Raw genomic sequence first — 13,791 nt, forward strand, 5'->3', positions numbered from 1 at the left:
ATGGGGAAGTCCTATGTCCGCGCCCAAGAAAGTTGTCCTGGCCTATTCCGGTGGCCTCGATACCTCGATCATCCTGAAATGGCTGCAAACCGAATATGGCTGCGAGGTTGTCACCTTTACCGCCGATCTCGGTCAGGGAGAGGAGCTGGAACCCGCCCGCAAAAAGGCCGAGCTGCTGGGTATCAAGCCCGAGAACATCCATATCGAGGATGTGCGTGAAGAGTTCGTGCGCGACTTTGTCTTCCCGATGTTCCGCGCCAATGCGGTGTACGAGGGACTGTATCTGCTGGGCACCTCGATCGCGCGGCCGCTGATCTCGAAACGTCTGGTCGAGATCGCCGCCGAGCATGGCGCAGACGCGGTGGCCCATGGCGCCACCGGCAAGGGCAACGACCAGGTGCGGTTCGAACTTTCCGCCTATGCGCTGAACCCCGAAATCAAGGTGATCGCCCCCTGGCGCCTGTGGGACCTGACCAGCCGCACCCGTCTGCTGGAATTCGCCGAAGCACATCAGATTCCGATTTCCAAGGACAAGCGCGGCGAGGCGCCGTTCTCGGTCGACGCGAACCTGCTGCACACCTCGTCCGAGGGCAAGGTGCTGGAGGATCCGGGCGTCGAGGCGCCCGATTACGTCGCCCAGCGCATCGTCGCGGTCGAAGACGCCCCCGACACGCCCGAGTTCATCGAGATCACCTTTGAAAAGGGCGATGCGGTGGCGATCAACGGCGAGGCGATGTCGCCCGCGACCATCCTGACCCGCCTGAACGAGTTGGGTGGCAAGCACGGTATCGGCCTCTTGGATTTCGTCGAGAACCGCTTTGTCGGGATGAAATCGCGCGGCGTCTACGAGACCCCCGGCGGCACCATCCTGCTCGAGGCACATCGCGGCATCGAACAGATCACGCTGGATAGCGGCGCGGGCCACCTGAAGGATTCGATCATGCCGCGTTATGCCGAGCTGATCTATAACGGCTTCTGGTTCAGCCCCGAGCGCGAGATGCTGCAAGCCCTGATCGACAAGAGCCAGGAGCATGTGTCGGGCACCGTCCGGCTGAAACTCTACAAGGGCTCGGCACGCACCGTCGCCCGCTGGTCCGATCACTCGCTCTACTCCGAGGCCCACGTGACCTTCGAAGAAGACGCGGGCGCCTATGACCAGCAGGATGCCAAGGGCTTCATCCAGCTGAACGCGCTGCGGCTGAAACTGATCGCCACCCGCAACCGTCGCGTCGCGGACAAGTGAGCGGCGAAGACGACTTTGACGAAGACGACGAACTGGAGATGTTCGTCGAGGCGCAGGACACCGTTTGGCCGGATGTCCTGCGCGAATTGACTGCGGGACAGAAGACGAGCCACTGGATGTGGTTCGTCTTTCCGCAACTGGCCGAACTGGGCCGGTCGCATATGGCGCAGCTTTACGGGATCGGGGATCTGGACGAGGCCACCGCCTATCTGGCCCACCCCGAATTGCGTGCCCGCCTGATCGAGGTCAGTCGGCTTATGCTCGGCCACACCGGCAAACGGCCCGAGGATATCCTGGGCGGTATCGACGCCAAGAAATTGCGCTCCTCCATGACCCTGTTTGCCGCAGTGCCGGACGCGCCCGGTGAATTTCGCGCGGTTCTGGAGGCGTTCTATGGCGGGTCGCCCTGCCCCCTGACCCAACGCGCGCTGGGCGCCTGACCCTGCCGCTTGGTCAGGCTTGCCAAGCACGGGCCGGTTTCTTACCGCTTTTCCAGCAACATGAGGGGCGCGACATGCTTCAGGATATCGCCGACAAGATGCAGGCCGAACTGGCCGGCAAAAGCTTTGACGGGTCGCTGAAATTCGACTGCGGCGAGGATGGCGTGATCGTTCTGGCCGACAACACCGCCAGCACCCAGGACCGAGATACAGATTGCACCATCCGCCTGAGCCAGGACAACCTGGTCAAACTGCTGACCGGCAAGCTGAACCCGATGACCGGTGTGATGATGGGCAAGCTCAAGGTCAGCGGCAACATGGGCGTGGCGATGAAACTGGGACAGTTGCTGGGCTGATCGCGCCTCAGATCTTCTTGGCCCGCATGCGCTCGTAAAACGGCATTGCGGCCTGCAAGACCGGCTGAAGCGCCTCCGGCACCTCGGGTAAATCGCCCTCGGGTCCGGCAAAGCCGGTCGAATTCCAGACCGCTCCGTACCAATGCCGCGCCCAGACACCGTCGTCCTTGTGGCCACCCCTGGGCCAGCTCAGCATATGCGGTGACCACGGCACACCGATCCGGTCGCAGAGTTGTTCCAGCATCCGGGCCGGGTTTTCGCGAATGTCATGACTGTCGATCACGACCGGATCGCCACCCCAACCCGACACCTCGTCAAACAACTCTGCCTGAAGCTGGAAGCCGATATCCTCCAGAGTCGGGTTTTCGCGCTTTTCGGCATAACTCGCGATCACCCGCGCCGGATGGCGGATCAGGAACACGTTGCGCACCGCCCGCATCCAGTCGCGCGGGATGCCGGGGATCATGTGCTGGGTCATGTGTTTCTGATACCAGAACGGCCGCGCACCGGGATTGGGCCCACTCAGCGCCGCCGCCACTACCTTTGGGTCCTGTGGCTGTGCGGCCAGAACCTCTTCTCGCATCGGGTGGTTCAGCCCGGTCATCGCCAGATAAGCAGCATAGAACGGCTCGTCGATGACCGCGCAATCGGTCCGGGCGCCGAAGGCATACATCATCGCCGTCGACAGGTTGCGCGGTCCCGACCACATGGCGATTTTCATCTACTGCCCTCCGTTTACGGGTATTCGCCGCACGCTATCGCCCCGCCCGCCGCGTTCCAAGGGGTAAACACCGCATCAACAGCGCGTGATATTCGATGACGGAACCTTGCCGCAAATCCGGTTGCAAGGCAGCCTGATCGAGACCGGAAATGGAAGATCATCATGTTCCCGATCCAGACACTCAAACCCGTCGCATTGGTGGTTGCCATGGTGCTGGCAACGATCCTGCAAGGGGGCAAGGCCGAGGCCGCAGAGACCGAAACCCTGACCGTTGCGGGCGGTTGTTTCTGGTGCGTCGAGGCCGATTTCGAGAAAGTGCCCGGCGTGCTGGGTGCGGTGTCCGGCTATACCGGCGGGACGCTCGATAATCCGACCTACAAGCAGGTCTCGCGCGGGGGAACCGGGCATTACGAGGCCGTGCAGATACTGTTTGACCCCGACAAGGTTTCGCGCGAACGCCTGCTGCATCTCTTTTTCCGCTCGGTCGACCCAACCGATGCAGGCGGTCAGTTCTGTGATCGCGGTGAAAGCTATCGCACCGCGATATTCGTCTCTAACAAGGCAGAAGCCGCGCTTGCATCCCAGGCCAAAGCTGCCGCTGAGGCAGATCTGGCGCAGTCGGTCGTAACCCCCATCCTGGAGGCGGGCCGGTTTTATCCGGCCGAGGCCTATCATCAGGATTATGCCAAGGGAGAAAAGCTGGTGCTGACCCGGTTTGGCCCGAAACGGCAAAGCGAGGCTTACAAGCTCTATCGCAAATCCTGTGGTCGGGATGCGCGGGTGAAACAGCTTTGGGGTGATGCGGCGCCCTTTGCGGGCAGCTAGAACCGCGCCTCCAAAACCTCTTTCAGGTCGGGGATCACATCGGCCGTGCCGTGGCGCATCACCATCAAAGCGGCCGCGCGCGTCGCCTGGGTGATCGCCTGCGGCATCGGCAAGCCCCGGTCCAGACCGGACAGGACATAACCGGTAAAGGTATCACCTGCCCCGGTGGTATCGACCGCCTTGACCTTGTGCGCGGGGTATTCCGCCGTTTTTCCCTGATTAGTGTCGAAATAGCGTGCACCTTTCGACCCCAGGGTCACGATGACATGCTGCACCGGCAACTGATCTGGCGACAGACCGGTCGCCTGTTGCAACTGCTCGGCCTCGACCGCGTTCAGGATCAGGAAATCGAGCCAGGGCAGGACATCGCGCACCGCCTGAGCATCAAAGGGGGCTGCGGCGTAGCACACGGTCAGGCCGTGTTCGCGACCCAGCCGCGCCGCTTCGACTTGGGCACTGGTCTCGTTCTGCATCACCAACAGGTCGCCCGGCGCGGCATCGGCCAGCACGCTGGCGACCCGCTCGGGCGAAATGGACCGGTTGGCACCGGGCAACAGAACGATCAGGTTTTCGCCGCCCGGCTCAACCGCGATGATGGCATGGCCAGTGGGCGCGTCGAGCGTCGCGATATGGCGGGTATCGACGCCATATTCGGTCAGCCGATCAATGGCCCACCGCCCATCAGGCCCCACCGCGCCGATATGATGCACATGCGAACCCGCACGGGCGGCGGCCACCGACATGTTGGCGCCCTTGCCGCCGAGAAACCGCTCCATCCCCGAGGCGGCCAACGTCTCGCCCGGCCCGGGCAGATGCGGCACGGCATAGACCATGTCCGCATTGATCGAGCCGAGGTTCCAGATCGCCATGGCCTAGCCGATCTCGGCCGAGGCCAGCACCGCCATGTTCAGGATGTCATTGGCGGTGGAGACGGTCGAACAGATCTGGATCGGCTTGTCGACACCGGTCAGGATCGGGCCGATCACCGTGGCGCCCGCCATCTCCTGCATCAGCTTGGTCGAGATCGAGGCCGAGTGCCGCGCCGGCACGATCAGGATGTTCGCGGGTCCGGTCAGGCGCGAGAAGGGATAGGCCTCTTTCGAGCGCGGGTTCAGCGCCACATCGACGGTCATCTCGCCTTCGAACTCGAAATTCACGCCGCGCTCTTCCAGCACCTTGGGCGCCTTCGTCAGCTTCTCGGTCCGCTCCGAGATCGGATAGCCAAAGGTCGAGAAACTGACAAAGGCCACGCGCGGCTCCAGCCCCATATGACGGGCCACGTCAGCGGCGCGTTCGGCGATGGTGGCCAGGTCGTGTTCGTCGGGCCATTCATGCACCAGCGTGTCGCCAATCAGCACGATCTTGCCCTTGTGCAACAGCGCGGTGATCCCTGCCGCCCCATGCGCGGCGTCGGCGTCGAACACATGGCTGATCTGGTGCAGCACATGCGCCGATTTCCGGGTCGCGCCGGTTACCAACCCGTCGCCATGGCCATGTGCCAGCATCAGCGCCGAAAACACGTGCCTGTCGCGCGCCGTCAGCCGGTGCACGTCCTTGTGATCGAAGCCCTTGCGTTGCAGACGCGAGTACAACAACTCCTTGTAGGTCTCCAGATGCGTGGTGTTGGCGGCATTCACCACCTCAAGCTCGCGCACCGCATCGCCCAGACCGGCGGCTTCAAGTTTGGCCTTGACGTCGTCCTGGCGTCCAACAACCAGCGCCTTGCCATAGCCCGAACGCTGGTATGTCACTGCTGCACGCAGCACGCGGGGGTCGTCGCCCTCGGCAAAGATCATCCGGCTTTGCGCCTTGCGCGCGCGGGCGTTGATGCCACGCAGGATGCTGGCGGTCGGATCCATCCGCGATTTCAGGCCGAGCTCATAGGCATCCATGTCGATGATCGGCCGCCGTGCCGCGCCGGTGTCCATACCCGCGCGCGCCACGGCGGGCGGAATGCGGTGAATCAGGCGCGGATCGAACGGGGTCGGGATGATGTAATCGCGGCCAAAGGTCAGGCTTTTGCCATAGGCCATGGCGACCTCGTCCGGCACATCCTCGCGCGCCAGCGCCGCCAGCGCATGGGCGCAGGCAATCTTCATCTCGTCATTGATGGCGCGCGCATGAATATCCAGCGCGCCGCGGAACAGATAGGGAAAGCCCAACACGTTGTTGACCTGATTGGGATAGTCGCTGCGCCCGGTGGCGACGATGGCGTCGGGGCGCACCTCATGCGCCTCTTCGGGCGTGATTTCCGGGTCGGGGTTGGCCATGGCAAAGATGACCGGGTTGTCGGCCATGCTCTGCACCATTTCCTGCGTCACCGCGCCCTTGACGCTGACACCCAGGAACACGTCGGCCCCTTTCATCGCCTCTTCGAGGCTGCGCAGCTCGGTCTTGATCGCATGGGCCGATTTCCACTGGTTCATGCCCTCGGTACGACCCTGATAGATCACGCCCTTGGTATCGCAAACGATACAGTTTTCGTGCCGCGCGCCCATGGTTTTCAGCAGTTCGATACAGGCGATGCCCGCCGCCCCGGCCCCGTTCAGGACGATCTTCACATCTTCGATCTTCTTGCCCGAAATGTGCAGCGCGTTGATCAGCCCCGCCGCGCAGATCACCGCCGTACCATGCTGGTCGTCGTGAAAGACGGGGATGTCCATCTCTTCCTTGAGCCGCTGCTCGATGATGAAACACTCTGGCGCCTTGATGTCTTCGAGGTTGATGCCACCGAATGTCGGCCCCATCAGCTTGACCGCGCGGCAGAACTCATCCGGATCCTCGGTGTCCAGTTCGATGTCGATCGAGTTCACGTCGGCAAAGCGCTTGAACAGCACCGCCTTGCCCTCCATCACCGGCTTGCCGCCCAGCGCGCCCAGGTTACCCAGGCCCAGAACCGCCGTCCCGTTCGAGATCACCGCAACCAGATTGCCCTTGTTGGTATAGTCATAGGCCAGCCCGGGATCGGCCGCGATCGCCTCGCAGGGAACCGCCACGCCCGGGGAATAAGCCAGCGACAGATCGCGCTGGGTGGTCATCGGAACGGTGGCCTGCACCTCCCACTTGCCGGGGGTCGGTTCCAGGTGAAAGGCCAGCGCCTCTTCGTTTGTGATTTTCGCTTTGGGCATGGGATGGGTCGTTTCTCTGCTATGCGGGCTTTCAGCCTCATAGCGCAGGCAATCGCGCGCCTCAACGACAATGCGTTTTCGCCTTTCGCCGCAGGGGCCGGATTTGTAAGGTCGCGCGCACCAGCCGCCGGAGAACAAAGCCTTGACCACCGTCACGCCCATGATGGCCCAATACCTCGAAATCAAAGAGGGCCATACCGATGCCCTGCTGTTCTACCGGATGGGCGATTTCTACGAGATGTTCTTTGACGACGCGGTGGCCGCGGCCGAGGCGCTGGATATCGCGCTGACCAAGCGCGGCAAGCACGAGGGCGAGGATATCCCGATGTGCGGCGTCCCGGTTCACGCCGCCGAGGGCTATCTGTTGACCCTGATCCGCAAGGGGTTCCGGGTTGCCGTCTGTGAACAGATGGAAAGCCCCGCCGAGGCCAAGAAACGCGGATCAAAATCCGTGGTGAGGCGCGATGTGGTGCGGCTCGTCACCCCCGGCACCCTGACCGAAGATGCGCTGCTCGAGGCGCGCCGCCACAACTTCCTTGTCGCCTATGCCGAGGTCCGCAGCGGCGCCGCGCTGGCCTGGGCCGATATCTCGACCGGTGATTTCCATGTGATGCCTGTGACCCGCCCTCGCCTCAGCCCGGAACTGGCGCGGCTGGCCCCCTCTGAGCTGCTGGTGGTCGATGAGCCGGTGTTTCAGCAGCTGCGCCCGCTGGCCGACGATCACCGCATCCCGCTGACCCCCCTGGGCAAGGCCAGTTTCGACAGCATGGCGGCTGAAAAGCGGCTATGCGAACTTTACAAGGTCGGCTCGCTGGAGGGGTTCGGCTCCTTCGCCCGCGCCGAGCTGTCGGCCATGGGTGCGCTGATCGACTATCTGGAAATCACCCAGAAAGGCAAACTGCCACTGCTGCAACCCCCGGTGCAAGAGGCCGAAGACCGGGTAATGCAGATCGACGCCGCCACCCGGCGCAATCTGGAACTGACCCGCTCGCTCTCGGGCGAACGCGGCGGCTCGCTCCTTTCGGTGATCGACCGCACCGTCACTCCCGGTGGCGCCCGTCTGCTGGAACAGCGCATTGCCAGCCCGTCGCGCAATCTGGACGTCATCCACGCGCGGCTCTCGGCGCTCGACTTCTGTATCGACCACACCACGCTGGCCGCCGACCTGCGTGGGGCCCTGCGCAAGACGCCCGACCTGGACCGTGCCCTGTCGCGGCTGGCGCTGGACCGGGGCGGCCCGCGCGACCTTGCCGCAATCCGCAACGGGCTGGGTCAGGCCGAGGCGATTGCCGCCCGCTGCGATGGGTTGGAACTGCCCGACCTGATCGCAAGCGCCTGTGCCGACCTGAACGGTTTCGACGACCTGCTTGGCCTGCTCGATACCGCGCTGGTGGCCGAGCCGCCGCTGCTGGCCCGCGATGGCGGCTTCATCGCGCCGGGTTACGACAGCGAGTTGGACGAGGCGCGCGAGTTGCGCGACAAGGGTCGCGGTGTCATCGCCGGGATGCAGCAGAAATATGCCGAACATACCGGCATCGCCTCGCTGAAGATCAAGCACAACAACGTGCTGGGCTATTTCATCGAAACCACCGCCACCCACGCGGCCAGAATGCTGAACCCGCCGCTGAGCGAGACCTATATCCACCGCCAGACCACCGCCAATCAGGTGCGGTTTACCACGGTCGAGTTGAGCGAGCTGGAAACCCGCATCCTAAACGCGGGGAACCACGCGCTCGAGATCGAAAAACGGCTCTATTCCAGCCTTTCTGGCGCAATTCTAGAGGCCGCCGCCCGCCTCAACCTCGCCGCGCGCGGGCTGGCTGAACTTGATCTGGCGACCGCGCTGGCCGATCTGGCACGGGCCGAGAACTGGTGCAGACCCAGCGTCGACACCTCACGCATCTTTGCCATCGAGGGAGGCCGCCACCCGGTGGTCGAACACGCCCTGCGCCGGCAGGGCGGAGAGCCGTTCGTGGCCAATGACTGCGATCTCACCGCGGACAAGGGTGCCGCGATCCGCCTGCTGACCGGCCCCAACATGGCCGGTAAATCAACCTATCTGCGCCAGAACGCGCTGATTACCCTGCTCGCCCAAATAGGCAGCTACGTACCCGCCGACAGAGCCCATATCGGGGTGGTCAGCCAGCTTTTCAGCCGCGTCGGCGCCTCGGACGATCTGGCACGGGGCCGCTCGACCTTCATGGTTGAGATGGTGGAAACCGCCGCCATCCTGAACCAGGCGGACGACCGAGCGCTGGTGATCCTGGACGAAATCGGCCGTGGCACTGCCACCTATGATGGTCTTTCCATCGCCTGGGCCACGCTGGAACACCTGCATGCGGCCAATCGCTGCCGCGCTCTGTTCGCCACCCACTACCACGAACTCACCGCCCTTGCCGGAACGTTGGATGGTGTCGAGAACCTGACCGTTGCCGTCAAGGAATGGGAGGGAGAGGTCATTTTTCTGCACGAAGTGAGGAAGGGCGCCGCCGACCGGTCCTATGGTGTGCAAGTGGCGCAACTCGCCGGCCTACCCCCGTCCGTTGTGGCGCGCGCCCGCGTGGTTTTGGACCAGCTGGAGAAGTCCGAACGCGAAGGCGGCAAGCAAAAGGCGCTGATCGATGATCTGCCGCTGTTCTCAGTCGCGCCGCCACCGCCGCCGCCCGCACCAAAAAGCTCACCTGCCGTTGCGATGCTGAAGGACATCCACCCTGACGAGCTGACCCCCCGCCAGGCGCTTGAGATGCTGTATAAACTGAAAGAGGCGGCCAGATCCTGACCGCCCCTTCATTCCGCTTAAAGTACTCCCGCCGGAGGCTTGGCTTCGCCGGGCGAAGCCAAATCAGCCCGCAGGCATCGACGACACGCCAACCTGCGCCGGGCGCAGCAGACGGTCGTGCAGCATGAAGCCTTCGGCCGAAACCTGGATGATATCGCCCGCCTTGGTGCCGGGTACCGGCGCCTCGAACATCGCTTCGTGCATCTGCGGGTCGAACCTGTCGCCCACCTGCGGCGACAGCACCTGAATGCCATGCTTGCCGAACACATCCAGCAGCGCACGCATCGTCAATTCGATTCCCTCGATCAAAGCACCCGAAACTTGGCGCTGTTCGTCGGTCATGGAGTCCAGCGCACGCTTCATATTGTCATAGACCGGTAGCATATCGCGGGCCAGTTTCGAGCCGCCATACTGCTCGGCCTCGCGCCGGGCGCGCTCGCCCCGCTTGCGCACATTCTCGGCGTCGGCCAACGCGCGCATGAACTTGTCCTTGAACGCATCCCGCTCGGCCCGCAGCGTATCCAGCTCTGCCGCCTCTTCGCTGATCTCGGCCATTTCCTCGGCCAGTTCTTCGGCCTCGGCGGTTGCGATATCGTCCAGAAACTCTTCGTTGTTCGGCTTTGCCATCTTTCTACCTCTAACTCCGGTCGGAAATCAGACGCCCGACCAGCTGTGCCGTGTAATCCACGATCGGAACGATGCGACCATAGTTCAGGCGCGTCGGGCCGATCACCCCCACCGCACCGATAACCTTTCGATCCGCGTTCATATATGGAGACACCACCAAAGAGGAACCCGAAAGTGAGAAAAGTTTGTTCTCAGAGCCGATAAAAATTCGCACACCATCGCCATCTTCGGTCAGTTGCAGGAACTCGGCGATGTCGCGCTTACGCTCCAGATCGTCGAACAGCACCCGAATTCTCTCCAGCTCCTGTTCCTGGCCAGTGCCCTCTAACAGATTCGCGCGCCCGCGCACGATCAGGCGGTCTGCGCCTTCACCCTCGCGGTCCCAGACCGCCAGACCGCTTTCGACCATCTGGCGGGCCAGCTGGTCGATTTCCTGCTGGCGGGCGCCGATCTCGGTCTGCATCAGGCGACGCACCTCGCTCAGCGTCTTGCCCTCGATCAGCGCGTTCAGGAAATTGGCCGCCTCGCGCATCGAGCTGGGGGTCTGTCCCGGCGGCGGCGCGAACAGGCGGTTTTCCACATGACCGTCCGAAAACACCAACACCACCAGCGCCCGGTCCTGCGCCAGCGAGACAAACTCGATATGGCGGATCTCGGCCTCGTGCTTGGGCGTCAGTACCAGCGAGGCGCCTTGAGTCACCCGGCTGAGCGTGGCGCTGATCCGGTCCAGTGTTCCGCCCACATCGCTGGCATTTGCGCCCAACGTCGCGTCCAGCTTGGCCCGGTCATCCAGGCTCAGATCGGCCACCTCGAGCAACCCGTCGACAAACATTCTCAGCCCCATCTGGGTCGGGATCCGCCCCGCACTGACATGGGGACTGTCGAGCAGGCCCAGATATTCCAGATCCTGCATCACGTTGCGCACGGTTGCGGCGCTGACTTTTTCACTCAGAGTGCGGGTCAGGGTGCGGCTGCCGACCGGCTCGCCACTGTCCAGATAGGACTCGACGATCAGGCGAAACACCTCGCGCGAGCGGTCGTTCAGATCGTCCAGTATTTTGCGCGCATCGCTCATGGCATTCCTTGGGCAATCCCCGGCTGAGTGGCCATTAAATCCCCTGCCCCGAAAAGGTCAATCGGGCTTGCATCCACGCCCTTGCGGGCGGTATCCCCAGCGCAACAGACAAAGGATGACCCATGCGACCCTCTGGACGAGAACTAAGCGAAATGCGCCCGGTTTCAATCGAAACCGGTTTCACAAAACATGCCGAAGGCTCGTGCCTGATCAAGATGGGTGATACGCATGTGCTGTGCACCGCCACGATCGAAGATCGTGTGCCCCCCTTTATTAAGGGCTCGGGCCTCGGCTGGGTCACCGCCGAATACGGTATGCTGCCACGCGCCACCAACACCCGGATGCGGCGCGAGGCCGCCAGCGGCAAGCAAGGCGGCCGCACCGTTGAAATCCAGCGCCTGATCGGCCGCGCCCTGCGCGCAGGTGTTGACCGGGTGGCCCTGGGCGAACGCCAGATCACCGTCGACTGTGACGTGATTCAGGCCGATGGAGGCACCCGCTGCGCCTCGATCACCGGCGGTTGGGTCGCCTTGCGCCTGGCGGTGAACAAGCTGATGAAGGCGGGCGATGTCATTTCCGACCCACTGGTCGATCCGGTCGCCGCCGTGTCCTGCGGCATCTATGCCGGTCAGCCGGTGCTGGACCTCGATTACCCCGAGGACAGCGAGGCAGGCGTCGACGGCAATTTCATCATGACCGGGTCCGGCAAGTTGATCGAGGTACAGATGAGCGCCGAAGGCTCGGTCTTCAACCGCGCGCAACTGGATCAGCTGCTGGGTCTCGCCGAAAAGGGCGTGGGCGAACTGGTTGCCGCGCAAAAGGCCGCCACCGCATGACCCGCAGGTTCACAGGCGACACGCTGCTGGTCGCGACCCACAACAAGGGCAAGCTGGAAGAGATGGCGCATCTCCTCCAGCCCTTTGGGGTCAAGGTCGTTGGCGCCGCCGAAATGAACCTGCCCGAACCGGAAGAAACCGAAGACACCTTTGTCGGCAATGCCCGGATCAAGGCGCATGCCGCCGCCCGGGCCACCGGGCTGCCCGCCCTGTCCGATGACAGCGGCATTACCATCGACGCGCTGGATGGCGCGCCGGGGGTCTATACCGCCGACTGGGCCGAAACCGGCAATGGGCGCGATTTCATGATGGCAATGACCCGCGCCAATGACGAGTTGGAAGCCAAAAGCGCCCCGCATCCCCGGTTGGCACAATTTCGCTGCACGCTGGTTCTGGCCTGGCCCGATGGTCATGACGAGGTGTTCGAAGGCGTCGCCCCCGGTCATCTGGTCTGGCCCATTCGTGGCGCGGCCGGGTTCGGCTATGACCCGATGTTCGTACCCGAAGGTTATGACGTGACCTTTGCCGAGATGGATCGTTGGGAAAAGAACAAGATCAGCCACCGCGCACGGGCAGTGGAGAAATTCGTAAAGGGCTGTTTTGGGGGATGACTGGCAGCATGGAGGCTTTGGCCTCTACGTGCATTGGCCCTTTTGCCAGGCCAAGTGCCCCTATTGCGATTTCAACAGCCATGTTGCCCGTGAGATTGACCAAAAGGCCTGGGTTAGAGCCTATGTCGCAGAGCTTGAACGCTCTGCTGCCGAACTGCCGGGTCGGGTTCTGAACACCATGTTCTTTGGCGGCGGCACCCCATCGCTGATGATGCCGGAAACGGTCGCGGCGGTGATTGAAACCGCCCGCCGGCTCTGGCCCACCTCCAACGAAATGGAAATCACGCTGGAGGCCAATCCAGGTTCCGTCGAGGCGGGGCGCTTTGCCGCTTACCGTGATGGCGGGGTCAATCGCATCTCGATGGGGGTGCAGGCGCTCAACGACCAGGACTTGCACCGGCTGGGCCGCATTCACAGCGTCGCCGAAGCGCGCGCCGCCTTCGACATCGCGCGCCGCTGTTTTGACCGGGTCAGTTTCGATCTGATCTATGCCCGGCAGGATCAGACGCCCGAGGCCTGGCGCGCAGAGTTGAACGAAGCGCTGGCCATGGCCGTTGATCACCTGTCGCTCTATCAGCTGACGATCGAGGACGGCACCGCCTTTGGCGACCGTTACGCCCGTGGCAAGCTGCGCGGCCTGCCCGCCGATGACGATGCCGCCGACATGTACCTGATCACGCAAGAGGTCTGCGCTGCCCATGGCCTGCCCGCCTATGAGGTTTCGAACCACGCCCACCCCGGCGCCGAGTCCCGCCACAACCTGATCTATTGGCGCTATGGCGATTATGTCGGCATCGGTCCCGGCGCGCATGGCCGCATCACCATAGATGGTCAGCGGTTTGCCACCGAGAGCCCACTGAACCCCGGTGCCTGGCTGGGTGCAGCGGCAAAGGGAAACGGTGAGTTGAGCCGTGTTGCACTATCCCTACAAGATCAAGCCTATGAATACCTGATGATGGGGCTTCGCATTACCGAAGGACTAGATATTCGCCGATACGAGACACTTTCCCCACAGCCCCTGAACCGGAACCGCCTTGCCCATTTGGCCGAACTGGGCATGATCGACATCGACGGGGCGAGACTAAGGGCAACGGCCCAAGGGCGCGCGGTGCTGAACGCGGTCATTCTGGACCTGATGTCGGAGTAGAGA

13 protein-coding genes are annotated in these 13,791 nt (G+C 63.1%); 8 read left to right on the plus strand and 5 right to left on the minus strand.

Annotation, left to right across the window (positions count from 1 at the left end):
• The first annotated feature begins 13 nt into the window (after positions 1 to 13).
• From AC2FNY_RS09950 to AC2FNY_RS09960, 3 genes are read left to right on the plus strand one after another with little or no spacing between them, the layout of a single operon-like run.
• Positions 14 to 1,243 carry an argininosuccinate synthase gene (locus AC2FNY_RS09950; protein ID WP_234145334.1) on the plus strand — a complete coding sequence of 410 codons (1,230 nt, stop codon included), beginning with the start codon at positions 14 to 16 and terminating at the stop codon, positions 1,241 to 1,243.
• Positions 1,240 to 1,683 (plus strand): DUF1810 domain-containing protein, encoded by a 444-nt coding sequence (locus AC2FNY_RS09955; protein ID WP_496802346.1) that lies wholly within the window; start codon positions 1,240 to 1,242, stop codon positions 1,681 to 1,683. Before AC2FNY_RS09950 ends, AC2FNY_RS09955 begins: the two co-directional genes overlap by 4 nt.
• Before the next feature lie 2 nt (positions 1,684 to 1,685).
• Positions 1,686 to 2,039 (plus strand): SCP2 sterol-binding domain-containing protein, encoded by a 354-nt coding sequence (locus AC2FNY_RS09960; RefSeq protein ID WP_496802381.1) that lies wholly within the window; start codon positions 1,686 to 1,688, stop codon positions 2,037 to 2,039.
• A gap of 7 nt (positions 2,040 to 2,046) precedes the next feature.
• On the opposite strand, the gene AC2FNY_RS09965 is transcribed toward AC2FNY_RS09960, so the two are convergent.
• Positions 2,047 to 2,760, minus strand: a complete 714-nt coding sequence (locus tag AC2FNY_RS09965) for a sulfotransferase-like domain-containing protein (protein ID WP_496802347.1) — start codon at positions 2,758 to 2,760, stop codon at positions 2,047 to 2,049.
• Between the two features lie 162 nt (positions 2,761 to 2,922).
• On the opposite strand from AC2FNY_RS09965, the gene msrA reads away from it, so the two are divergent.
• Positions 2,923 to 3,585 carry a peptide-methionine (S)-S-oxide reductase MsrA gene (gene msrA / locus AC2FNY_RS09970; protein ID WP_234177631.1) on the plus strand — a complete coding sequence of 221 codons (663 nt, stop codon included), beginning with the start codon at positions 2,923 to 2,925 and terminating at the stop codon, positions 3,583 to 3,585.
• Here the strand turns inward: msrA and AC2FNY_RS09975 are convergent.
• Together AC2FNY_RS09975 and AC2FNY_RS09980 are read right to left on the minus strand one after the other, a co-directional pair.
• Positions 3,582 to 4,454, minus strand: coding sequence for a ribokinase (locus AC2FNY_RS09975; protein WP_496802348.1), 873 nt, complete (start codon positions 4,452 to 4,454; stop codon positions 3,582 to 3,584). The genes msrA and AC2FNY_RS09975 overlap by 4 nt on opposite strands.
• Positions 4,455 to 4,457: 3 nt before the next feature.
• Entirely contained in the window at positions 4,458 to 6,713 is a 2,256-nt protein-coding gene (locus tag AC2FNY_RS09980) for an NADP-dependent malic enzyme (protein WP_496802349.1), read from the minus strand.
• A 160-nt stretch (positions 6,714 to 6,873) separates the two neighbouring features.
• On the opposite strand from AC2FNY_RS09980, the gene mutS reads away from it, so the two are divergent.
• Entirely contained in the window at positions 6,874 to 9,492 is a 2,619-nt protein-coding gene (gene mutS, locus AC2FNY_RS09985; protein WP_496802382.1) for a DNA mismatch repair protein MutS, read from the plus strand.
• A gap of 63 nt (positions 9,493 to 9,555) precedes the next feature.
• Here the strand turns inward: mutS and AC2FNY_RS09990 are convergent, their stop codons facing one another.
• Positions 9,556 to 10,119, minus strand: coding sequence for a nucleotide exchange factor GrpE (locus AC2FNY_RS09990; protein WP_234139160.1), 564 nt, complete (start codon positions 10,117 to 10,119; stop codon positions 9,556 to 9,558).
• 10 nt (positions 10,120 to 10,129) lie between these two features.
• Positions 10,130 to 11,194 carry a heat-inducible transcriptional repressor HrcA gene (hrcA, locus tag AC2FNY_RS09995; protein WP_234139159.1) on the minus strand — a complete coding sequence of 355 codons (1,065 nt, stop codon included), beginning with the start codon at positions 11,192 to 11,194 and terminating at the stop codon, positions 10,130 to 10,132.
• 122 nt (positions 11,195 to 11,316) lie between these two features.
• On the opposite strand from hrcA, the gene rph reads away from it, so the two are divergent.
• From rph to hemW, 3 genes are read left to right on the plus strand one after another with little or no spacing between them, the layout of a single operon-like run.
• The gene (gene rph / locus AC2FNY_RS10000; RefSeq protein ID WP_234139158.1) at positions 11,317 to 12,030 is read left to right on the plus strand and encodes a ribonuclease PH; all 714 of its coding nucleotides are present in this window, start codon (positions 11,317 to 11,319) and stop codon (positions 12,028 to 12,030) included.
• A complete protein-coding gene (rdgB, locus tag AC2FNY_RS10005; protein ID WP_496802350.1) occupies positions 12,027 to 12,641 on the plus strand; it encodes an RdgB/HAM1 family non-canonical purine NTP pyrophosphatase in 615 nt (204 codons plus the stop codon). Before rph ends, rdgB begins: the two co-directional genes overlap by 4 nt.
• On the plus strand, positions 12,631 to 13,788 hold the full coding sequence (gene hemW / locus AC2FNY_RS10010) for a radical SAM family heme chaperone HemW (RefSeq protein WP_496802351.1): 1,158 nt from the start codon (positions 12,631 to 12,633) through the stop codon (positions 13,786 to 13,788). Before rdgB ends, hemW begins: the two co-directional genes overlap by 11 nt.
• The last annotated feature ends 3 nt before the right edge of the window (positions 13,789 to 13,791 follow it).

The sequence above is a fragment of the Ruegeria sp. BHSC223 genome (assembly GCF_059613025.1).

What these genes read in the sequence shown, in the direction of transcription:
- AC2FNY_RS09950 (WP_234145334.1), top strand. Translation starts at nt 14, where the DNA reads ATGTCCGCGCCCAAGAAAGTTGTCCTGGCCTATTCCGGTGGCCTCGAT.
- AC2FNY_RS09965 (WP_496802347.1), bottom strand. Translation starts at nt 2,760, where the DNA reads ATGAAAATCGCCATGTGGTCGGGACCGCGCAACCTGTCGACGGCGATG.
- msrA (WP_234177631.1), top strand. Translation starts at nt 2,923, where the DNA reads ATGTTCCCGATCCAGACACTCAAACCCGTCGCATTGGTGGTTGCCATG.
- AC2FNY_RS09975 (WP_496802348.1), bottom strand. Translation starts at nt 4,454, where the DNA reads ATGGCGATCTGGAACCTCGGCTCGATCAATGCGGACATGGTCTATGCC.
- AC2FNY_RS09980 (WP_496802349.1), bottom strand. Translation starts at nt 6,713, where the DNA reads ATGCCCAAAGCGAAAATCACAAACGAAGAGGCGCTGGCCTTTCACCTG.
- mutS (WP_496802382.1), top strand. Translation starts at nt 6,874, where the DNA reads ATGATGGCCCAATACCTCGAAATCAAAGAGGGCCATACCGATGCCCTG.
- AC2FNY_RS09990 (WP_234139160.1), bottom strand. Translation starts at nt 10,119, where the DNA reads ATGGCAAAGCCGAACAACGAAGAGTTTCTGGACGATATCGCAACCGCC.
- hrcA (WP_234139159.1), bottom strand. Translation starts at nt 11,194, where the DNA reads ATGAGCGATGCGCGCAAAATACTGGACGATCTGAACGACCGCTCGCGC.
- rph (WP_234139158.1), top strand. Translation starts at nt 11,317, where the DNA reads ATGCGACCCTCTGGACGAGAACTAAGCGAAATGCGCCCGGTTTCAATC.
- rdgB (WP_496802350.1), top strand. Translation starts at nt 12,027, where the DNA reads ATGACCCGCAGGTTCACAGGCGACACGCTGCTGGTCGCGACCCACAAC.